Source organism: Kitasatospora phosalacinea, assembly GCF_000716545.1.
Lineage (GTDB): Bacteria > Actinomycetota > Actinomycetes > Streptomycetales > Streptomycetaceae > Kitasatospora > Kitasatospora phosalacinea.
The window spans coordinates 1-17,324 of the sequence record NZ_JNWZ01000099.1; the positions used below are offsets into that span (position 1 = coordinate 1).

A 17,324-nucleotide genomic window follows, 5' to 3' on the forward strand; every position below is an offset into this window, starting at 1 on the left:
CGTCACCCCCGCCGCGGCCGCGGCCGCCACCGCCCCCGCCCGCGACGCCGCCGCCGTCCTGCTGGCCGTCGCGGTGGCCGCCGCCGCGGTGAACCTGCGCCCCGTGGTGACCAGCCTCGGCGCGCTGCTCGACCCGGTCCGCGAGGGCCTGGGGATGAGCGCCACCACGGCCGGGCTGCTGGCCGCGGTGCCCCCGCTGTGCTTCGCGGTGCTGGGCGTCTGCGCGCCGGGCCTGGCCCGCCGGACGGGCCCGATCGCGGTGGTGGCGGCCGCCATGGCGGCGATCGCGGCGGGCGTGCTGGCCCGCTCGTTCACCGGCTCCGCCGCGGTGTTCCTGCTGCTGACCGCGGTGGCGCTGGCCGGCGTGGCGCTGGCCAACGTGCTGCTGCCGGTGGTGATCAAGCGGTACTTCCCGGACCGGGTCGCGCCGATGATCGGCCTGTACTCGATGGCGCTGTCGGTGGGCACCTCGCTGGCCGCCGCCACCACCGTCCCGCTGACGGACGCGATGGGCGGCAGCTGGCGGCTCGGCCTGGGCGTCTGGGGCCTGCTCGCGGTGGCCGCGCTGGCGCTCTGGCTGGTGGTGCTGTTCCTGCGTCGGGAGAGGTCCGGCGCCCCGGCGGCCCCGGCACCCGTCCAGGTGAAGCTGCCGATCCTGCGCAGCCGCACCGCGTGGGCGCTGGCCGCGTTCTTCGGCCTCCAGTCGACCAGCGCGTACGGCGCGATGGGTTGGCTGCCGAAGATCTACCACGACGCCGGGGTGTCGGAGTCCGCGGCCGGCGTGCTGCTGGCCGTGGTGATGGCGGTCAGCGTGCCGGTCTCCTTCCTGCTGCCCAACCTGGCGGCCCGGCGCGGCGACCAGCGGCTGTACGTGGTGGTGCTCGGCCTGTGCGGGATCGCCGGCTTCCTCGGGCTGATGCTCGCGGCCGGTACGGTGCCGTGGCTGTGGGCGGTCCTGGTCGGCCTGTCGATGTGCGCGTTCCCGCTGGCGCTGACCATGCTCGGCCTGCGCGCCCGCACCCCGGGCGGGGTGGCCCAGCTGTCGGCGTTCGCGCAGAGCCTGGGCTACCTGATCTCCATCCCGGGCCCGATCCTGATGGGCGCGCTCTACCAGAGCACCGGCGGCTGGTACCTGCCGCTGGGCCTGCTGGCGCTGCTGCTGGTGCCGCAGATGCTGGTCGGCCTGCGGGCGGCCCGGGCCAGGCACATCGAGGACGAGGCCGTCCGTTAGGCTCGACGGCATGCCGGTACTGGATCCCCACCCGCAGGGCGGGCAGAAGAAGCTGCTGCAGATGCTCGGCCTGATCGCCGCCATCGTGGTGGTCATCGCGGTCGTCGCCACCTTCGCGAACGCGATGGGCTGACCCGCTCGCCCGCGCCGTTCGGGGAAGCCGCCGCCCGCAGGGGTGGCAGCGTCCCCGAGCACGCGACCCGGCGGCGGTTTTCTGCGAAGCTCTAGGGGTATGAGCGCCGACACCCCCCGTAGGATCATCGTCCTCCGCCACGCCCGGGCCGACTGGCCCAACCAGGTCAGCGACCACGACCGCCCGCTCGCCGACCGCGGCCGCGGCCAGGCCACCGACGCGGGCCGCTGGCTGGCGGACTCCGGGGTCAACCCCGACCACGTGCTGTGCTCCACCGCGCTGCGCACCAGGGAGACCTGGAAACTGGTCGCCCACGAGCTGCCCAAGCGGGCCCGCAGGACGGTCTACGAGGACCGGGTGTACGAGGCCCAGCCGGGCCGGCTGATCGAGGTCATCCAGGAGACCCCCGAGGACCACGCCGACCTGCTGCTGGTCGGCCACAACCCGGGCGTGCTCGGCCTCACCCAGGTGCTGGCCGGCGACGAGGGCGACACCGAGGCGCTCAACCGGCTGCGGCTGAACGGCTTCCCGCCCGCCGCGGTGGCGGTGCTCAGCTTCGCGGGCCCGTGGAAGCTGGTCGAGCCCGGCGTGGCCCGGCTCGACTCGTACTTCATGCCGCAGGACTGAGCGGCGCCGGGACGGCGGAGGGGCGGGACCCGCGGGTCCCGCCCCTCCGCCGTCCCGCCGGGTCAGTCGCCGGTGGGCGCGCCGTCCAGCTGGTCGGCGGCCTCGACCTCCTCGCGGGTCACCCCGAGCAGGTACAGCACGGTGTCCAGGAACGGCACGTTCACGGCGGTGTCGGCCTGCTCGCGGACCACCGGCTTGGCGTTGAACGCGACGCCCAGGCCGGCCGCGTTCAGCATGTCGAGGTCGTTGGCGCCGTCGCCGATCGCCACCGTCTGCTCCAGCGGCACCCCCGCCCGCTCGGCGAAGCGGGCCAGCCAGCGGGCCTTGCCCGCCCGGTCGACGATCTCGCCGGTCACCCGGCCGGTGAACTTCCCGTTCTCGACCTCCAGCGTGTTGGCGGCCGCGAAGTCCAGGCCCAGGCGCTCCACCAGGTGGTCGGTGACCTGGGTGAAGCCGCCGGAGACGATCGCCACCTGGTAGCCGAGCCGCTTCAGGGTGCGGATCAGCGTCCGGGCGCCCGGGGTCAGCCGGACCTCGGCGCGGACCTTCTCGGTGACCGCGGCGTCCAGCCCGGCCAGCAGCGCCACCCGGGCGCGCAGCGACTCGGCGAAGTCCAGCTCGCCGCGCATCGCCTGCTCGGTCACCGCGGCGACCTGCTCCTCGCAGCCCGCGTGGGCCGCGAACAGCTCGATCACCTCGTCCTGGATCAGGGTGGAGTCCACGTCCATCACGATCAGGCGCTTGGCCCGCCGGTGCAGGCCCGACCGGACCACCGCGATGTCCACCCGCTGGGCCGCGGCCTCCGCCGCCAGCACCGTGCGCAGCTCCTCGGTGGGCACCCCGGAGATGGTCAGCTCCACGGCCGTCACCGGGTACTTGGCCAGCCGGAAGACCCGGTCGATGTTGCCGCCGGCCTCCGACACCCGGGACGACAGCGCCGCCACCGCGGCCGCCGTCAGCGGGTGGCCGAGCACCGTCACGTGCGAACGGCCCTCGCCGCGCGAACGGTTGTCGCCGGTGCCGGAGATGATCTCGGCCTGGAGCTTGTGCTCCTCGGCCCAGCGGTGCACCGTCACCCGCAGCGCGCCCTCCGCGCCCGGCGCGGGCGGCGGAGTGACCAGCGCGCACAGCGTTATCCGGCCACGGGTGACCACCTGCTCGATGTCGATCACCTCGACGTCGAAGCCGGCCAGCCGGTCGAACAGGCCCGCGGTGATCCCGGGGCGGTCCCTGCCGAACACCTTGACCAGCAGCGTGCGCTCGGCGTCGGTGCTCACGGGCGGGGCGGCGGAAAGGGCCTGGGCGGCCTGAGCGGAAGCGTTCATGGTGCCCCCCACGCTACCGGGCCGGGTCCCGCCCCGATCGCGGGCGTCCGCGAGGTGGGACGCCCGCCGGAACGTCCCGCCGGGGTCCCCGCCCGGTCGCCGGGGGGTCACAGAACAGCGGCCCGACTTCCGGGTACACCGCGCGGACTGGAATGATCCCCCCTGTCAGATGCAACATCCTGGGGGACCGGAGAGCGGGGCGGGCGGAGAGTTGCCGCAACTCGTACTTGAAATCGACGGCCGGCAGAGGGTCCTGGAACCCGGCCGCGCCTACACCATCGGCCGCGATCCGGCCTCGGACTTCCCGTTCGAGGACGCCAGGGTCTCCTGGCGGCACGCCAGCCTGAGCTTCGACGGCGCCGGCTGGCAGCTCGCCGACCACGGCTCCACCAACGGCACCTTCGTCGCCGGGGCCCGGGTCGCCCAGACCGCGGTCCACCCCGGCACCGTCGTGCACCTCGGCAACGGCCAGAACGGGCCCCGGCTCGCCTTCACGGCGCCGGCCGCCGCCCCCGTCCAGCCGGGCGGTGGCATCCACGAGGCCGCCACCAGCCGGGCCCCCGGCCCGCAGCAGGCCCAGGCCCCGTTCCAGCAGCCGCAGTTCGGCCCCGGCCCGGCCGCCGCGCCGCAGGGGCACCGGCCGCCGCCGGTCGAGCAGCCGATCCCGCAGGGCTGGGACGCTCCCACCCCGCGCCCCGGCTTCCCCCAGCAGCAGGCCGCCGCCCCGGTGCCGCAGCAGTTCCAGCCGCCCGCGCAGCAGCCTCCCGCGCACCAGCAGCCCGTGCCGCCGCAGCAGTTCCAGCCGCCCGTCCAGCAGCAGTTCCAGCCGCCGGCCCAGCAGCACGCCGCCCCGGCGCAGCAGCACGCCCCGGTGCCGGTCGGCGGGCTCGGCAACCCGACGATGATCCGCAGCCTGGCCGGCGGACGCACCATCCGGATCGGCCGCGCGCTCGACAACGACATCGTGGTGTCCGACCTCCAGGTCTCCCGCCACCACGCCGAACTGCGCCAGCTCCCGGACGGCCGCTGGGAGATCGTCGACCTCGGCAGCCACAACGGGATCTTCCTCAACGGCCAGCCGACCCGCCGCCAGCTGATGGGCCCGCAGGACCGGCTCACCGTCGGCCACTCCTCCTTCGTGCTGGTCGGCGACCAGCTCCAGGAGTTCGTCGACAACGGCGCCGTCTCCTTCTCCGCCCACCACCTGACCGTCGAGGTCGACTTCAAGGGCGGCAAGAAGGTCCTGCTCGACGACGTCAGCTTCTCCGTCCCGGAGAAGTCCCTGGTCGCGGTGATCGGCCCGTCCGGCTCCGGCAAGTCCACCCTGCTGCGCGCCCTCACCGGCTACCGCCCCGCCGACCGCGGCGACGTGCTGTACGACGGCCGCAACCTGTACCGCCAGTTCGCCGAACTGCGCTCCCGGATCGGCCTCGTCCCGCAGTCCGAGATCCTGCACAAGGAACTCACCGTCCGCACCGCCCTCAAGTACGCCGCCCGGCTGCGCTTCCCCGGCGACACCGAGGCCGCCGAGCGCGAGCGCCGGATCGACGAGGTGCTGTACGAACTGCGCCTGGACAAGCGCGCCGATAACCGGATCACCGCGCTCTCCGGCGGCCAGCAGAAGCGCGTCTCGGTCGCGCTGGAGCTGCTCACCAAGCCCTCGCTGATCTTCCTGGACGAGCCCACCTCCGGCCTCGACCCGGGCATGGACCGCGAGGTCATGCAGACCCTGCGCGGCCTCGCCGACGACGGCCGCACCGTCCTGGTCGTCACCCACTCGGTCGCCGAACTCGCGCTCTGCGACCGGCTCCTGGTGATGGCCCCCGGCGGTTCGGTGGCCTACTTCGGCCCGCCCGGCGAGGCGCTGCACTTCTTCGGCTACGAGACCTGGGCCGACGTCTTCCAGGCCTTCGAGAACTACCCCGACCACGACTGGGCCGGCCGCTACCGCAACTCCGTCCACCACCGGCAGTACTCGGCCAACGTGGACGCCGCGGCCTCCCAGGCGCACCAGCCCAACGCGCTCACCCAGCTGCGCCCGCCCAAGCCGCAGAGCTGGGGCTCCCAGCTGTGGACGCTGATCCGCCGCTACCTGTCGGTGATCGCCTCCGACAAGGGCTTCATCGCGCTGTCCCTGCTGCTGCCACTGGTCCTCGGCGCGGTCTCCGCCGTCATCCCGGACAAGTGCGGCCTGGCCGCCTGCGCCACCACCTCCGGCCGCAACGACGTCGCCCGGCTGATCCTGATGGTCGTCGCGTTCTCCGCCTGCCTGTCCGGCTCGGCGAACTCGGTCCGCGAGCTGATCAAGGAACGCGCGATCTACGAACGGGAACGGGCCACCGGCCTGTCCCGGTCCGCCTACCTGACCTCGAAGTTCATCGTGCTCGGCGCGATCAGCTTCCTGCAGGGCGGCATCATCTCCGCCATCGCCTTCAAGGTGCGCAAGCTCCCCACCGAGGGCCTGATCCTCAAGCACCTGCCGGCCGTCGAGATGTCCATCGGCGTGATCCTGCTCAGCTTCACCTCCATGATGGTCGGCCTGGCCATCTCCTCGCTGGTCAAGACCGCCGAGAAGACCATGCCCCTACTGGTCATGTTCGCCATCGTCCAGATGGTCTTCACCGGTGCGATCTTCCAGCTCTTCGACAAGCCCGGCCTGGAGCAGCTCGGCTGGCTGATGCCCGCCCGCTGGGGCGTCGCCGCCAGCGGCAACACCCTCGACCTGGCGCACATCTCCCCGGTGGTGATCGCCAAGCCGCCGGAGACCGCGCCGGTCGACTCCCTCTGGGACCACTCCGCGGGCATCATGTTCCTCAACTGGGCCGTCATGATCGTCATCTCGGTCGGGCTGGCCTTCGCGATCCAGCGCTTCCAGAAGCGCCACGAACCCGAGGTCATGCAGAACGGCTGACCCGCCGCTCGAAGGGCCCCTCCGGGGGCCCTTCGCCTTTTCCGGGGCCCCGGACCGCGACCCCCCGGGCCCCCGGACACGCGCTCCCGGGCCTCCCGCCCTAGGTCTCGCGCCCGAGGTGGGGCCCGTGATCACGGGGGTAGCGTGGGCGCATGGACAGTCCCCGGTGCGATCCGTCGCTGCAGGCGATCGAGGCGGTCAGCGCGGCGGTGCTGGCGATGTCCCGGCCACTGGAGGTCCGGGAGGTGCTGCGCCGGATCACCGCCTCCGCCCGGTCGCTGCTGGGCGCCGAGTACGCCGCGCTCGGCCTGCCGGACGACCACGGCGGCTTCGCGCAGTTCGTGGTGGACGGCGTGAGCGACGAGCAGTGGCGGGCGATCGGCCCGCTGCCGCGCCAGCACGGCGTCCTGGCCTCGATGCTGCACGACCGCGAACCGACCCGGCTGAAGGACGTCCGCACCGCCCCCGCGTTCGGCGGCTGGCCCGACGCCCACCCGGACATGACCGACTTCCTCGGGATGCCGATCATGGACGAGGACGAGATCGCCGGCGCGCTGTTCCTGGCCAACAAGCCCGGCGGCTTCACCGAGCAGGACGAGGAACTGCTGCGGATCCTGGTCGCGCACGCCGCCCTCGCCCTCGGCAACGCCCGGCTCTACGAGCGCAGCCGCGAACTGACCCTGTCCGGCGAGCGCGCCCGGATCGCCCACGACCTGCACGACGCCGTCTCGCAGAAGCTGTTCTCACTGCGCCTGACCGCCCGCGCCGCCGCCACGCTGGTCGACCGGGACCCGGCCCGGGCCCGCGAGAACCTGGCCGAGGTGGCCCGGCTCGCCGCCGAGGCGGCCGACGAACTGCGCGCCGTGGTGGTCGAACTGCGCCCCGCCGCGCTGGAGGAGGACGGACTGGTGGCCACCCTCGCCTCCCAGGTGCAGGTGCTGGACCGGGCGCACAGCGCCAAGGTCGCCTTCACCGCCACCGGCGTCCGCGCGCTGCCCGCCACCCAGGAGTCGGCCCTGCTGCGGGTCGCCCAGGAGGCGCTGCACAACGCGCTGCGGCACGCCGGGGCCGGCACCGTCGCGGTCACCCTCACCGGCACCGCCGACCGCGGCGCCCGGCTGACCGTCCGCGACGACGGCCGCGGCTTCGACCCGGAGTCGGTGCGCCGGGCCGGCCGGCACCTCGGGCTGGTGTCGATGCGCGACCGGGCCGCCGCGGTCGGCGGCCGGCTGTCCCTGGAGTCCGCCCCGGGCCGGGGCACCCTGGTCGAGATGGAGGTCCCCGGTGCCTGACACCGCGTCACCGATCCGCGTGCTGCTGGTGGACGACCACCAGGTGGTCCGGCGCGGCCTGCGCACCTTCCTGGAGGTGCAGGACGACATCGAGGTGGTCGGCGAGGCCGCGGACGGCGCGGAGGCCGTCGAACGGACCGCCGAACTCGCCCCCGACGTGGTCCTGATGGACCTCAAGATGCCCAGGGTGGACGGCATCGAGGCGCTGCGCCTGCTGCGCGAACGCGGCAGCGCCGCCCGGGTGCTGATCGTCACCAGCTTCACCGAGCACCGCACCGTCGTCCCGGCGCTGCGGGCCGGCGCGGCCGGCTACGTGTACAAGGACGTCGACCCGGAGGCGCTGGCCGGTGCGATCCGCTCGGTGCACGCCGGGCACGTCCTGCTCCAGCCCGAACTGGCCGCCGCGCTGCTCGCCGAGGACGTCCCGGCCCCGCCGCAGGGCCGCGGCGGCACCCTCACCGACCGCGAGCGCGAGGTGCTCTCGCACATCGCCGACGGCCGCTCCAACCGGGAGATCGCCCGCGCCCTGCACCTCTCGGAGAAGACGGTCAAGACGCACGTCTCGAACATCCTGATGAAGCTGGACGTCGCGGACCGCACCCAGGCCGCGCTGTGGGCGGTCCGCAACCAGTCCTGACGCGGCCCCGAGGCCGGACGGGCCCTAACGCCGCTCGTCCACCGCCGCGTTGTACGCCGCGACCTGGGCCCGCCGGGCGGTGCGGTCCAGCGGGGCCAGCACCTCCCGCCGGGCGGCCATCTCGGAGGCGGAGACCGCCGCCCCGTGCCCGCCCGAGGCGATGTGCAGCAGCGCCGACACCTGCCGGGCCGACTCCAGCACCCGCACCGCGCGCTGCGGGTAGCCGGGCGCCAGCAGCTCGCGGTGGCCCTGCCGGCGGAAGGACTCCAGCGCCCGCAGCGACTCCGGCCCGGCCCCCGCCACGTCCAGGCGGACCAGCGCCGCGGTGGCCTGCCGCAGCCCGTCCGCCAGCTCCCGCTCGGCCTCGTCCAGCGAGGGCACGTCGGCCGGCGGCGCGTCGTTCACCGGCAGGCACTGCCACAGCACCCGCACGCCCTGGTCGCCCTGCGGCCCGTACACCTCGGCCTCCGGCACCAGCCCGTACGGGACGCCGACCGCCAGGACGGCCTCGCCGGCGCCCAGCGCCAGCGAGTTGAAGGCGGGCGGCCCGGTCAGCCCGAGCGGGTGCCCGGCCACCGGCAGGGCCAGCCGCAGGCCCTTCGCGCCCAGCGAGCGCAGCCGCCCCAGCGCCCAGGTCAGGCCGTGCAGCGAGTCGGGCGCCTCCCCGGGCAGGCCGGTCACCCGGTGGGCGTCGTCCGCGCCCTGGACGGCGGCGGCCGCGTCGTCCGGCGAGGCGGCGCCCGCCAGCAGCGCGTTGCCCCAGGCGGTGAGCCGCCCCGAACGGGGTTCTTGGTACGGATTGTCGGCAGGAGTGACGAGCATCGGACCAGCCTACGGACAAGCGTGCCGGGCGGGTGGCGTAGGTTTGCCCTGACACATGGTGGACCGCACCCCGAGGACCGCACGCCCAGGTCCCACGGACGGCCGGATTCTTGCATTTGGGGAAGGCGTAGGCATGAGCGACGTGCTGGAGCTGGTGGACGTTTCCGTGGTCCGGGAGGGGCGCGCACTCGTCGATCACGTGTCCTGGACGGTCAAGGAGGGCGAGCGCTGGGTGGTGCTCGGCCCGAACGGCGCGGGCAAGACCACACTGCTCCAGATCGCCGGTGCCTACCTGTTCCCGAGCTCCGGCGAGGCCGCCGTGCTGGGCGAGAAGCTCGACCAGGTCGACGTGTTCGAGCAGCGCGCCCGGATCGGTCTGGCCAGCGCCGCGATGTACGAGAAGCTCCCGACCGGCCAGACCGTGCTGGAGACCGTGCTGACCGCCGCGTACGGGCAGACCGTGCACGGCAAGGAGACCTACGAGGAGCCGGACGAGGCCCGCGCCCTCGCGCTGCTCGACCGCCTCGGCATGGCCGGTTTCACCACCCGCAAGTTCGGCACCCTCTCCGAGGGCGAGCGCAAGCGCACCCTGATCGCCCGCGCCCTGATGACCGACCCCGAACTGCTGCTGCTCGACGAGCCCGCCGCCGGCCTCGACCTCGGCGGCCGCGAGGACCTGATCCGCCGCCTCGCCGCGCTCGCCCGGGACGAGTACGCGCCGTCCATGGTGATGGTCACCCACCACGTGGAGGAGATCGTGCCCGGCATGACCCACGTGCTGATGATCCGCCAGGGCAAGGTGATGACGGCCGGTCCGATCGAGGCCACCCTCACCGCCCGCAACCTCTCGCACTGCTTCGGCCTGCCGCTGACCCTGGAGCAGCGCGGCGACCGCTGGACCGCGCAGGGCCTCCCGCTCGGCTGAATCGCGTCCTCCGGGCGAACGCCGGGAACCGGTCGTACAGGCGGCCGGTTTCCGCCGCCCCACCTGCGGGAAGCTAGGCGGGGAAAGACTCGACTTCCCTAGGATGGGGCCCGTGGACAGCTGGATCTGGTGGCTGCTGCTCGCCGTCGCGCTGGGCATACCGCTGGTGGTCACCGCGATGCCGGAGTTCGCCATGTTCGCGGTCGGCGCCGGCGCCGCCGCGCTGACGGCGGGCCTGGGCGGTGGCACGGTCCCGCAGTTCCTGGTGTTCGTCGGGGTGTCGGCCGCGCTGCTGGTGTTCGTGCGCCCGATCGCCTACCGCCAGCTCAAGAAGGGCCCGGGGTACCGCACGGGCGTGGAGGCGCTGACCGGCGCCACCGCGGTGGTACAGGAAACAGTCGACGGGGGAGAGGGCGGACGGATCAAGCTGAACGGCGAGATCTGGTCGGCCCGCGCGCTCCACCCGGGCTCGGTCTTCGAGCCCGGGCAGCAGGTCGACGTCGTCGAAATCCAGGGCGCGACCGCCCTGGTCGTCTAGGGGAGAAGCGTTGGAACCCGTCCTCATCGTCTTGATCGTCCTGGTCGTGGTGGCCTTCATCGCCCTGATCAAGACGATCCAGGTGATCCCGCAGGCCAGCGCGGCGATCGTGGAGCGCTTCGGCCGCTACACCCGCACCCTCAGCGCCGGCCTGAACATCGTGGTGCCGTTCATCGACACCATCCGCAACCGGATCGACCTGCGCGAGCAGGTCGTCCCGTTCCCGCCGCAGCCGGTCATCACCTCGGACAACCTGGTCGTCAACATCGACACCGTCATCTACTACCAGGTGACCGACCCGCGCGCCGCGACCTACGAGGTGGCCAGCTACATCCAGGCCATCGAGCAGCTCACCGTCACCACCCTGCGCAACATCATCGGCTCGATGGACCTCGAATCCACCCTGACCTCCCGCGAGGTCATCAACGCGGGCCTGCGCGGCGTCCTGGACGAGGCCACCGGCCGCTGGGGCATCCGGGTCAACCGGGTCGAGCTGAAGGCGATCGAGCCGCCGACCTCCATCCAGGACTCGATGGAGAAGCAGATGCGCGCCGACCGCGACAAGCGCGCCGCGATCCTCACCGCCGAGGGCGCCCGGCAGGCCCAGATCCTGCGCGCCGAGGGCGAGAAGCAGGCCGCCGTGCTCCAGGCCGAGGGCGAGGCGCAGGCCGCCGTCCTGAAGGCCGACGGCGAGGCCGCCGCGATCCGCACCGTCTTCGAGGCCATCCACGAGGGCGACGCCGACCAGAAGCTGCTCGCCTACCAGTACCTGCAGACCCTGCCCGAGCTCGCCAAGGGCGACGCCAACAAGCTGTGGATCATCCCCAGCGAGGTCGGCGACGCGCTCAAGGGCCTCGGCGGCGCCTTCCAGGGCGTCACCGGCGGCGGCGCCCCCGCGGCCCCCGCCGTGACCCCGCCCGCCGCCCGCGTCCCGGTCGACCCGGCCACCGCCCCCCGCCCGGTGGACACCGAGAACAAGACCGCCCGCCCCCGGGTCGAGCCCACCCGCCAGTACCCCAAGATCGACGAGTAACCCCCGCCCGTCCCGCCCGGGCCCCGGCCGACCCCGCGTCGACCGGGGCCCGGTCCCGTTCCGGATGGCGGACCACCCCTCGCCAAGCCGCGCGCCGCTCCGGCATGATCGACCGGCGCATGACAGCAGCCAACGAGGGGGAAGCCAATGACGCTGTGGGAGATGACCGCCGTCCTGCTGGCCGGCGTCGCCGCCGGCACCATCAACACCATCGTCGGCTCCGGCACCCTGATCACCTTCCCCGTCCTGCTCGCCGTCGGCCTGCCCCCCGTCACCGCCAACGTCTCCAACGCGCTCGGCCTGGCCCCCGGCTCCCTGGCCGGAGCCATCGGCTACCGCGCCGAACTCGCCGGGCAGCGCCACCGCCTGATCCGCTACGGCACCGCCTCGCTGATCGGCGGACTCACCGGCGCCGCCCTGCTGATCGTCCTGCCCAACAGCGCCTTCGACGCCATCGTCCCCGTCCTGATCCTCACCGCCCTCGTGCTGGTCGTCCTGCAACCCCGGGTCGCCCGGGCGATGGCCGCCCGCCGCGCCGCCGGCACCCTGCCCCCCGCCACCGACGGCGGCTGGCCGCTGCTGCTCTGCATCGGGCTCACCGGCGTCTACGGCGGCTACTTCGGAGCCGCCCAGGGCGTCCTGCTGCTCGCCCTGATGGGCATGCTGCTCCCCGAGGGCCTGCAGACGATCAACGGCATCAAGAACGTCCTCGCGCTGATCGTCAACGGCGTCGCCGCGGTCTTCTTCGTCTTCACCTCCACCATCGACTGGACCGCCGCCCTGCTGATCGCCGTCGGCGCCACCCTCGGCGGCGTGTTCGGCGCCAAGGTCGGCCGCCGGCTCCCGCCGCTCGCGCTGCGCGCCCTGATCGTGGTGGTCGGCCTCGTCGCCGTCACCAAGCTGCTGCTCTCCTGACCCCGGGCACCCCGGCGACGTAGGCTCGGCCCTGAGACCCGGAACCGGACGGAGACCGCCATGAGCCGCACCCGCCTCAGCGAGGAACAGATCGCCAACGCACTCGCCGACCTCCCGCAGTGGACCCGCACCGGCGAAGCGATCACCCGCACCGCCGAGACCGCGAGCTTCCCCACCGCCATCGAGGTCGTCGACGCGGTCGCCGAACAGGCCGAGGCGCTCGACCACCACCCCGACATCGACATCCGCTGGCGGACCCTCACCTTCCTCCTCACCACCCACAGCGAGCACGGCCTGACCAGCCTCGACATCACGCTCGCCCACCTGATCGACCGCGCCCTCGACGACGCGGCCTGACCCGGCCGCCCCCGCGCCCGCCCGTCCCGCCCCCGCCCGGCCCCGAACGTCGGGCAAAGGCCGGGCAAAACCCGTTCCCGCGCCATGAGATGCTGGCTGCTTGCCAGACCGCAGTCGGGACGGACGGAACGCATGGCTCAGGAACCTCCCACGACCCCCGGGTACGACCAGCAGCAGCCCTGGTACCCCCAGCCGCAGGGCTACCCGGAGCAGCAGGCGTACGACCAGCAGCCCCTCCCGCAGCAACAGCAGGGCTACGGTTACCCGGACCAGCAGCAGGCGTACGGCTACCCGGACCAGCAGCAGGCGTACGGCCAACAGCCCTTCCCGCAGCAGCAACAGGGCTACGGCTACCCGGACCAGCAGGTCTACACCGACCAGCAGCAGGCGTACGCCGACCCGCAGCAGGGTTACGGCTACCCCCAGCAGCAGACCGGCTACCAGGACCAGTCCGGCCGGCAGCAGTCCCACCCGGGCGCCGAGCCCGGCCAGAGCCCGTTCGACCCGCCCCGGCAGCCGGGGGCCGCGCCCTACCCGGCGGCCGCCGAGCCCGCCGCCGCGCCCGTCACCGACTACCCGCAGACCAGCGCCGAGGACCCGTTCGCCCCCGGAGCCGACGGTGTGTCAGTCACCGCCGCCGGCCCGTCCGGTACCGGCGCCCCGGGCCGGGAACGCCCCGCCCCGCGCGGCTTCGCCGCCAAGGCCCGCGCCGCGGTGCTCGCCGGCGAGGGCGCCCCCAGCCGCCGCGGCTTGGCCGTCCGGGTCGGCGCGGGCGTCGCGGCGCTCGCCGTACTGGTCACCGCGGCCGTGCTCGCGGTCTCCGACGAGGACGAGGACGAGCCCGCCGCCAAGGCCGCCCCCGGCGGTTCGCAGAACATCGCCGTCGCCCACACCAAGGCATGGACGGTGACCGCCGACCCCGGCACCGCCGGCGCCCAGGGCACCGACGACACCCTGGTCGGCAGCTGGCTGCTGGCCGACACGGTGGTCCGCGCCGACGGCACCGGCGTGCACGCCTACGGCCTCGCCGACGGCAAGCCCGGCTGGACGCTCAAGGCCCCCGCCGACGGCGCCGTCCCCTGCGGCCTCTCCCCGTCCGTCAACGGCTCCGGCCTCGGCGCGGTCGCCTACCGCCGCTCCGCCGACCCGAAGAGCCCGTGCAGCACCGTCGCCGCCGTCGACACCAAGTCCGGCCAGGCGGTCTGGACGAAGACGCTCTCCGACACCAAGGACAGCTACGCCGCCCACGTCTCCGTCACCGAGGACAAGGTCGTCGCGGTCGGCGAGGACAAGGCCTACGCCTGGGCCGCCGCCGACGGCGCCGAGTCCTGGCAGTACGGCGGCCAGGGCAAGTTCTGCCGGCTGTCCGGCAGCGCCGGCGCCTCCGTGGTGCTGCTGCACAGCCACTGCGCCGACTCCACGCCCGGCGACCAGGCCGTCGCGCTCAACGTCTCCGACGGCAAGGTCAAGTACTGGCGCGGCCTGAACAACCAGCCCGCCACCGTCACCGTGCTCTCCGCCGAGCCCGCCGTGGTCCTCACCACCGGCGCGAAGCCCGAGGACGAGCGGGTGTTCGCCTGGGGCGCCGAGGGCGACCCGGGGGTGGAGATCCGGACCGCGGTCGAGGGCGGCGGCCGGCTGGACGTGGACAGCGGCAGCTTCGCCGCCGTCCCCGGCGTGTACTTCCAGGGCACCAGCATGTTCGCCGCCGTCGTCCCCGAGGGCGGCGGCAGCCCCACCTCGATCACCGCGTACGACCTCGCCACCGGCAAGCCGCAGTGGCGCACCCCCATCACCGAGAAGGGCAAGGCCCACCCGGCCGGGGTGGACGCCGGCGGCCTGGTGGTCTCCGTCGACGAACGCGCCGACCAGCCCGCCCACCTCAGCCGCTTCGCGCTCTCCGGCGGCCAGGAGACCCAGGGCGGGGCCTTCCCGCAGGGCACCGGCTCGCTGCTCTCGGCCGGCCGGGTGCACACCGCCTCCGGGCACCTGGTGGCCGTCCCCGAGCACGCCTCCAACTACAGCGCCGCCACCGCCTTCACCAGCAAGGGCTGACCCGCCCCGCGCGGCCCGCCCGCCCCGCCCGCACGACGACGGGCCCGACCTGTCCCCTGACCAGGTCGGGCCCGTCGGCCCCTCACGCGCTCGTGGCCGCCCGCAGGCTCTCCGGCCGCTCCGGCAGCCAGGCCGCCAGCTCGCCCAGCTCACCCGCCCGCAGCCCGAGCGCGAGCATCAACGTCGCCTCCGGTGTCGGCTCGAACGGCCGCCGCAGCAGCCGCATCCCGGCCTGCTCCGGCGTCCGGTCCGCCTTGCGCTGGTTGCACTCCGCGCAGGCCGCCACCGTGTTCAGCCAACTGTCCGCCCCACCGCGCGACTTGGGCGCCAGGTGGTCCACCGTGGTGCCCCGCCGCCCGCAGTAGGCGCACACGTGCTGGTCCCGCGCCAGCACCCCCCGCCGCGACCACGGCGCCCGTTGTCGGAACGGCACCCGCACGTACCTGGTCAGCCTGATCACCCGCGGCACCGGGAGCTGCACCCCCGACCCGCGCACCACCCGCAGCGGGTGCGCCTGCTCGACCACCGCCTTGTCCTGCAGGACAAGCACCACGGCACGGCGCAGCGGCACCGTGCTCAGCGGTTCGTAGCTCGCGTTCAGGACAAGGGTGTTGCGCATAACGGGCCACCTCCGGTGCTCGCGCCGCCGCACGGCGGTGGCACCACTGTGAACGCCCGCACCCCGCCGAACAACGGAATTTCCACCCCCGCCCACCGACCTGCGCCGAAGCCCCCGCATCCCGAGCGCGTAGGCTCTACCCCGCTGGAACCGTCCAGGCGCACCGCCCGTCCCGGGCCCACCGCGCCGGACCCCCGACCGAAGGAGACGCGGGACCGTGACCGACATCGTCGACGAGCTGCAGTGGCGCGGGCTGATCGCCCTGTCCACTGACGAGGACGCACTGCGCAAGGCGTTCGCGGACGGCCCGGTCACGTTCTATTGCGGCTTCGACCCGACCGCCCCCAGCCTGCACCTCGGCAACCTGGTCCAGATCCTCACCATGCGCCGCATCCAGCAGGCCGGAAACCTCCCGCTCGGCCTGGTCGGCGGCGCCACCGGCCTGATCGGCGACCCCAAGCCCACCGCCGAGCGCGTCCTCAACGACCCCGAGACGGTGGCCGGCTGGGTCGAGCGCCTGCGCGGTCAGGTGGCGCGCTTCCTCGACTTCGAGGGCGAGTACGCCGCCCGCATGGTCAACAACCTGGACTGGACGTCCGGCATGTCGGCCATCACCCTGCTGCGCGACGTCGGCAAGTACTTCCGCGTCAACAACATGATCGCCAAGGAGGCGGTGGCCCGCCGCCTCAACTCCGACGCGGGCATCAGCTACACCGAGTTCAGCTACCAGATCCTCCAGGGCATGGACTTCCTGGAGCTGAACCGCCGCTACGACTGCACCCTGCAGACCGGCGGTAGCGACCAGTGGGGCAACCTCACCGCCGGCACCGACCTGATCCGCAAGGCCGAGGGCCGCTCCGTGCACGCCATCGCCACCCCGCTGATCACCAAGGCCGACGGCACCAAGTTCGGCAAGACCGAGTCCGGCACCGTCTGGCTCGACCCCGAACTCACCACCCCCTACGCCTTCTACCAGTTCTGGCTGAACGCCGACGACCGCGACGTCGCCAAGTTCCTGCGGATCTTCTCCTTCCGCAGCCGCGAGGAGATCGAGCAGCTCGAACGCGACACCGCCGAACGCCCCGCCGCCCGCCTCGCCCAGCGCGCCCTCGCCGAGGAGCTCACCACCCTCGTCCACGGCGCCGACCAGTACGAGCGCGCCGTCGCCGCCTCCAGGGCCCTCTTCGGCCAGGGCGACCTCGCCGACCTCGAACCCGCCACCCTCGCTGCGGCCCTCGCCGAGGTCCCGAAGGCCACGGTCGCCGAACTCGGCCAGCTCGTCGACCTGCTGGTCGAATCCGGCCTGGCCCCGAGCCGCTCCGGCGCCCGCCGCACCATCAAGGAAGGCGGCGCCTACCTCAACAACGCCAAGGTCACCGACGAGGAAGCCGTCGCCACCACCGACGACCTCCTGCACGGCCGCTGGCTCGTCCTCCGCCGCGGCAAGCGCAACCTCGCCGCCGTCGAGCTCGCCGGCGCGTAACGCCGCACACTGCCAGGCGCCACCAAGTGGCCTGAAACAGGACGCCGTTGACCTGCGAATATGGTGAAAAGGGGCCGGATCCAGCCAGATCCGGCCCCGTCATGTTTGACTCGTCCGTCCCGGTGTCCTAACGTAGGTCGAGTCGCCTGAACCGGCTGGGACCGGGAGGCGGAACCCCCCAAACCTCAATGAGCGATTCGTCGCGCGTCCGTTCGGATTTCGAATGGAAAAGCGGATCGAATAACTCTGGTAGAGTTCGGGAGCGCCGAAAGGCGAAAGCGAATCGGATCGAACGAAACTCCGGAAAACGGAGCGGAAAACCTCTGATAAGCTGGGAACACGAAAGAACGAAGCGCCCGGAGGGTCCGCAGGGATGCGGCTCGAAGGAAGTGTCCGTTCCTTGAGAACTCAACAGCGTGCC

At 73.4% G+C, this 17,324-nt stretch carries 16 protein-coding genes; 13 read left to right on the forward strand and 3 right to left on the reverse strand.

Going from position 1 to position 17,324, the window contains the following annotated elements:
* From OO48_RS32145 to OO48_RS32150, 3 genes are all read left to right on the forward strand, one after another.
* Positions 1 to 1,231, forward strand: a 1,231-nt coding sequence (locus OO48_RS32145; protein ID WP_051733280.1) for an MFS transporter, incomplete at its 5' end; no start/stop codon positions are given.
* A 10-nt stretch (positions 1,232 to 1,241) separates the two neighbouring features.
* Positions 1,242 to 1,364 (forward strand): SGM_5486 family transporter-associated protein, encoded by a 123-nt coding sequence (locus OO48_RS40870; protein ID WP_280842447.1) that lies wholly within the window; start codon positions 1,242 to 1,244, stop codon positions 1,362 to 1,364.
* Between the two features lie 99 nt (positions 1,365 to 1,463).
* Positions 1,464 to 1,991: a SixA phosphatase family protein gene (locus OO48_RS32150; RefSeq protein WP_033222789.1), complete on the forward strand. Its 528-nt coding sequence runs from the start codon at positions 1,464 to 1,466 to the stop codon at positions 1,989 to 1,991.
* Between the two features lie 62 nt (positions 1,992 to 2,053).
* On the opposite strand, the gene serB is transcribed toward OO48_RS32150, so the two are convergent.
* On the reverse strand, positions 2,054 to 3,316 hold the full coding sequence (gene serB, locus OO48_RS32155) for a phosphoserine phosphatase SerB (RefSeq protein WP_033222791.1): 1,263 nt from the start codon (positions 3,314 to 3,316) through the stop codon (positions 2,054 to 2,056).
* 211 nt (positions 3,317 to 3,527) lie between these two features.
* Between serB and OO48_RS32160 the strand changes: the two genes are divergently transcribed.
* The 3 genes from OO48_RS32160 (at position 3,528) to OO48_RS32170 (ending at position 8,156) form a co-directional block, all read left to right on the forward strand.
* Positions 3,528 to 6,227: an FHA domain-containing protein gene (locus OO48_RS32160; RefSeq protein ID WP_033222793.1), complete on the forward strand. Its 2,700-nt coding sequence runs from the start codon at positions 3,528 to 3,530 to the stop codon at positions 6,225 to 6,227.
* A 152-nt stretch (positions 6,228 to 6,379) separates the two neighbouring features.
* Positions 6,380 to 7,519 carry a GAF domain-containing sensor histidine kinase gene (locus OO48_RS32165; RefSeq protein WP_033222794.1) on the forward strand — a complete coding sequence of 380 codons (1,140 nt, stop codon included), beginning with the start codon at positions 6,380 to 6,382 and terminating at the stop codon, positions 7,517 to 7,519.
* Positions 7,512 to 8,156 carry a response regulator gene (locus tag OO48_RS32170; RefSeq protein ID WP_033222796.1) on the forward strand — a complete coding sequence of 215 codons (645 nt, stop codon included), beginning with the start codon at positions 7,512 to 7,514 and terminating at the stop codon, positions 8,154 to 8,156. The genes OO48_RS32165 and OO48_RS32170 overlap by 8 nt, the downstream gene beginning before the upstream one ends.
* A gap of 24 nt (positions 8,157 to 8,180) precedes the next feature.
* Here OO48_RS32170 and OO48_RS32175 read toward each other — a convergent pair whose 3' ends face one another.
* Positions 8,181 to 8,978, reverse strand: coding sequence for a hypothetical protein (locus OO48_RS32175; RefSeq protein ID WP_033222799.1), 798 nt, complete (start codon positions 8,976 to 8,978; stop codon positions 8,181 to 8,183).
* Between the two features lie 133 nt (positions 8,979 to 9,111).
* Here OO48_RS32175 and OO48_RS32180 point away from each other — a divergent pair, with 133 nt between their 5' ends.
* The 6 genes from OO48_RS32180 (at position 9,112) to OO48_RS32205 (ending at position 14,801) form a co-directional block, all read left to right on the forward strand.
* Positions 9,112 to 9,903: an ABC transporter ATP-binding protein gene (locus OO48_RS32180; RefSeq protein WP_033222801.1), complete on the forward strand. Its 792-nt coding sequence runs from the start codon at positions 9,112 to 9,114 to the stop codon at positions 9,901 to 9,903.
* A 103-nt stretch (positions 9,904 to 10,006) separates the two neighbouring features.
* The gene (locus tag OO48_RS32185; RefSeq protein WP_033222803.1) at positions 10,007 to 10,441 is read left to right on the forward strand and encodes an NfeD family protein; all 435 of its coding nucleotides are present in this window, start codon (positions 10,007 to 10,009) and stop codon (positions 10,439 to 10,441) included.
* A gap of 10 nt (positions 10,442 to 10,451) precedes the next feature.
* Entirely contained in the window at positions 10,452 to 11,474 is a 1,023-nt protein-coding gene (locus tag OO48_RS32190) for an SPFH domain-containing protein (protein WP_033222805.1), read from the forward strand.
* Between the two features lie 147 nt (positions 11,475 to 11,621).
* Complete coding sequence (locus OO48_RS32195) at positions 11,622 to 12,389, forward strand: sulfite exporter TauE/SafE family protein (protein WP_033222807.1); 768 nt, start codon at positions 11,622 to 11,624, stop codon at positions 12,387 to 12,389.
* A gap of 60 nt (positions 12,390 to 12,449) precedes the next feature.
* Entirely contained in the window at positions 12,450 to 12,746 is a 297-nt protein-coding gene (locus OO48_RS32200; protein WP_033222809.1) for a 4a-hydroxytetrahydrobiopterin dehydratase, read from the forward strand.
* A gap of 132 nt (positions 12,747 to 12,878) precedes the next feature.
* Entirely contained in the window at positions 12,879 to 14,801 is a 1,923-nt protein-coding gene (locus OO48_RS32205) for an outer membrane protein assembly factor BamB family protein (protein WP_033222810.1), read from the forward strand.
* A gap of 82 nt (positions 14,802 to 14,883) precedes the next feature.
* Here OO48_RS32205 and OO48_RS32210 read toward each other — a convergent pair whose 3' ends face one another.
* A complete protein-coding gene (locus tag OO48_RS32210; RefSeq protein ID WP_033222812.1) occupies positions 14,884 to 15,420 on the reverse strand; it encodes an HNH endonuclease in 537 nt (178 codons plus the stop codon).
* Between the two features lie 217 nt (positions 15,421 to 15,637).
* Between OO48_RS32210 and tyrS the strand changes: the two genes are divergently transcribed.
* Positions 15,638 to 16,903 (forward strand): tyrosine--tRNA ligase, encoded by a 1,266-nt coding sequence (gene tyrS / locus OO48_RS32215; protein WP_033222814.1) that lies wholly within the window; start codon positions 15,638 to 15,640, stop codon positions 16,901 to 16,903.
* Positions 16,904 to 17,324: the final 421 nt, after the last annotated feature.

What these genes read in the sequence shown, in the direction of transcription:
- OO48_RS40870 (WP_280842447.1), top strand. Translation starts at nt 1,242, where the DNA reads ATGCCGGTACTGGATCCCCACCCGCAGGGCGGGCAGAAGAAGCTGCTG.
- OO48_RS32150 (WP_033222789.1), top strand. Translation starts at nt 1,464, where the DNA reads ATGAGCGCCGACACCCCCCGTAGGATCATCGTCCTCCGCCACGCCCGG.
- serB (WP_033222791.1), bottom strand. Translation starts at nt 3,316, where the DNA reads ATGAACGCTTCCGCTCAGGCCGCCCAGGCCCTTTCCGCCGCCCCGCCC.
- OO48_RS32165 (WP_033222794.1), top strand. Translation starts at nt 6,380, where the DNA reads ATGGACAGTCCCCGGTGCGATCCGTCGCTGCAGGCGATCGAGGCGGTC.
- OO48_RS32175 (WP_033222799.1), bottom strand. Translation starts at nt 8,978, where the DNA reads ATGCTCGTCACTCCTGCCGACAATCCGTACCAAGAACCCCGTTCGGGG.
- OO48_RS32180 (WP_033222801.1), top strand. Translation starts at nt 9,112, where the DNA reads ATGAGCGACGTGCTGGAGCTGGTGGACGTTTCCGTGGTCCGGGAGGGG.
- OO48_RS32185 (WP_033222803.1), top strand. Translation starts at nt 10,007, where the DNA reads ATGGGGCCCGTGGACAGCTGGATCTGGTGGCTGCTGCTCGCCGTCGCG.
- OO48_RS32195 (WP_033222807.1), top strand. Translation starts at nt 11,622, where the DNA reads ATGACGCTGTGGGAGATGACCGCCGTCCTGCTGGCCGGCGTCGCCGCC.
- OO48_RS32200 (WP_033222809.1), top strand. Translation starts at nt 12,450, where the DNA reads ATGAGCCGCACCCGCCTCAGCGAGGAACAGATCGCCAACGCACTCGCC.
- OO48_RS32205 (WP_033222810.1), top strand. Translation starts at nt 12,879, where the DNA reads ATGGCTCAGGAACCTCCCACGACCCCCGGGTACGACCAGCAGCAGCCC.
- OO48_RS32210 (WP_033222812.1), bottom strand. Translation starts at nt 15,420, where the DNA reads ATGCGCAACACCCTTGTCCTGAACGCGAGCTACGAACCGCTGAGCACG.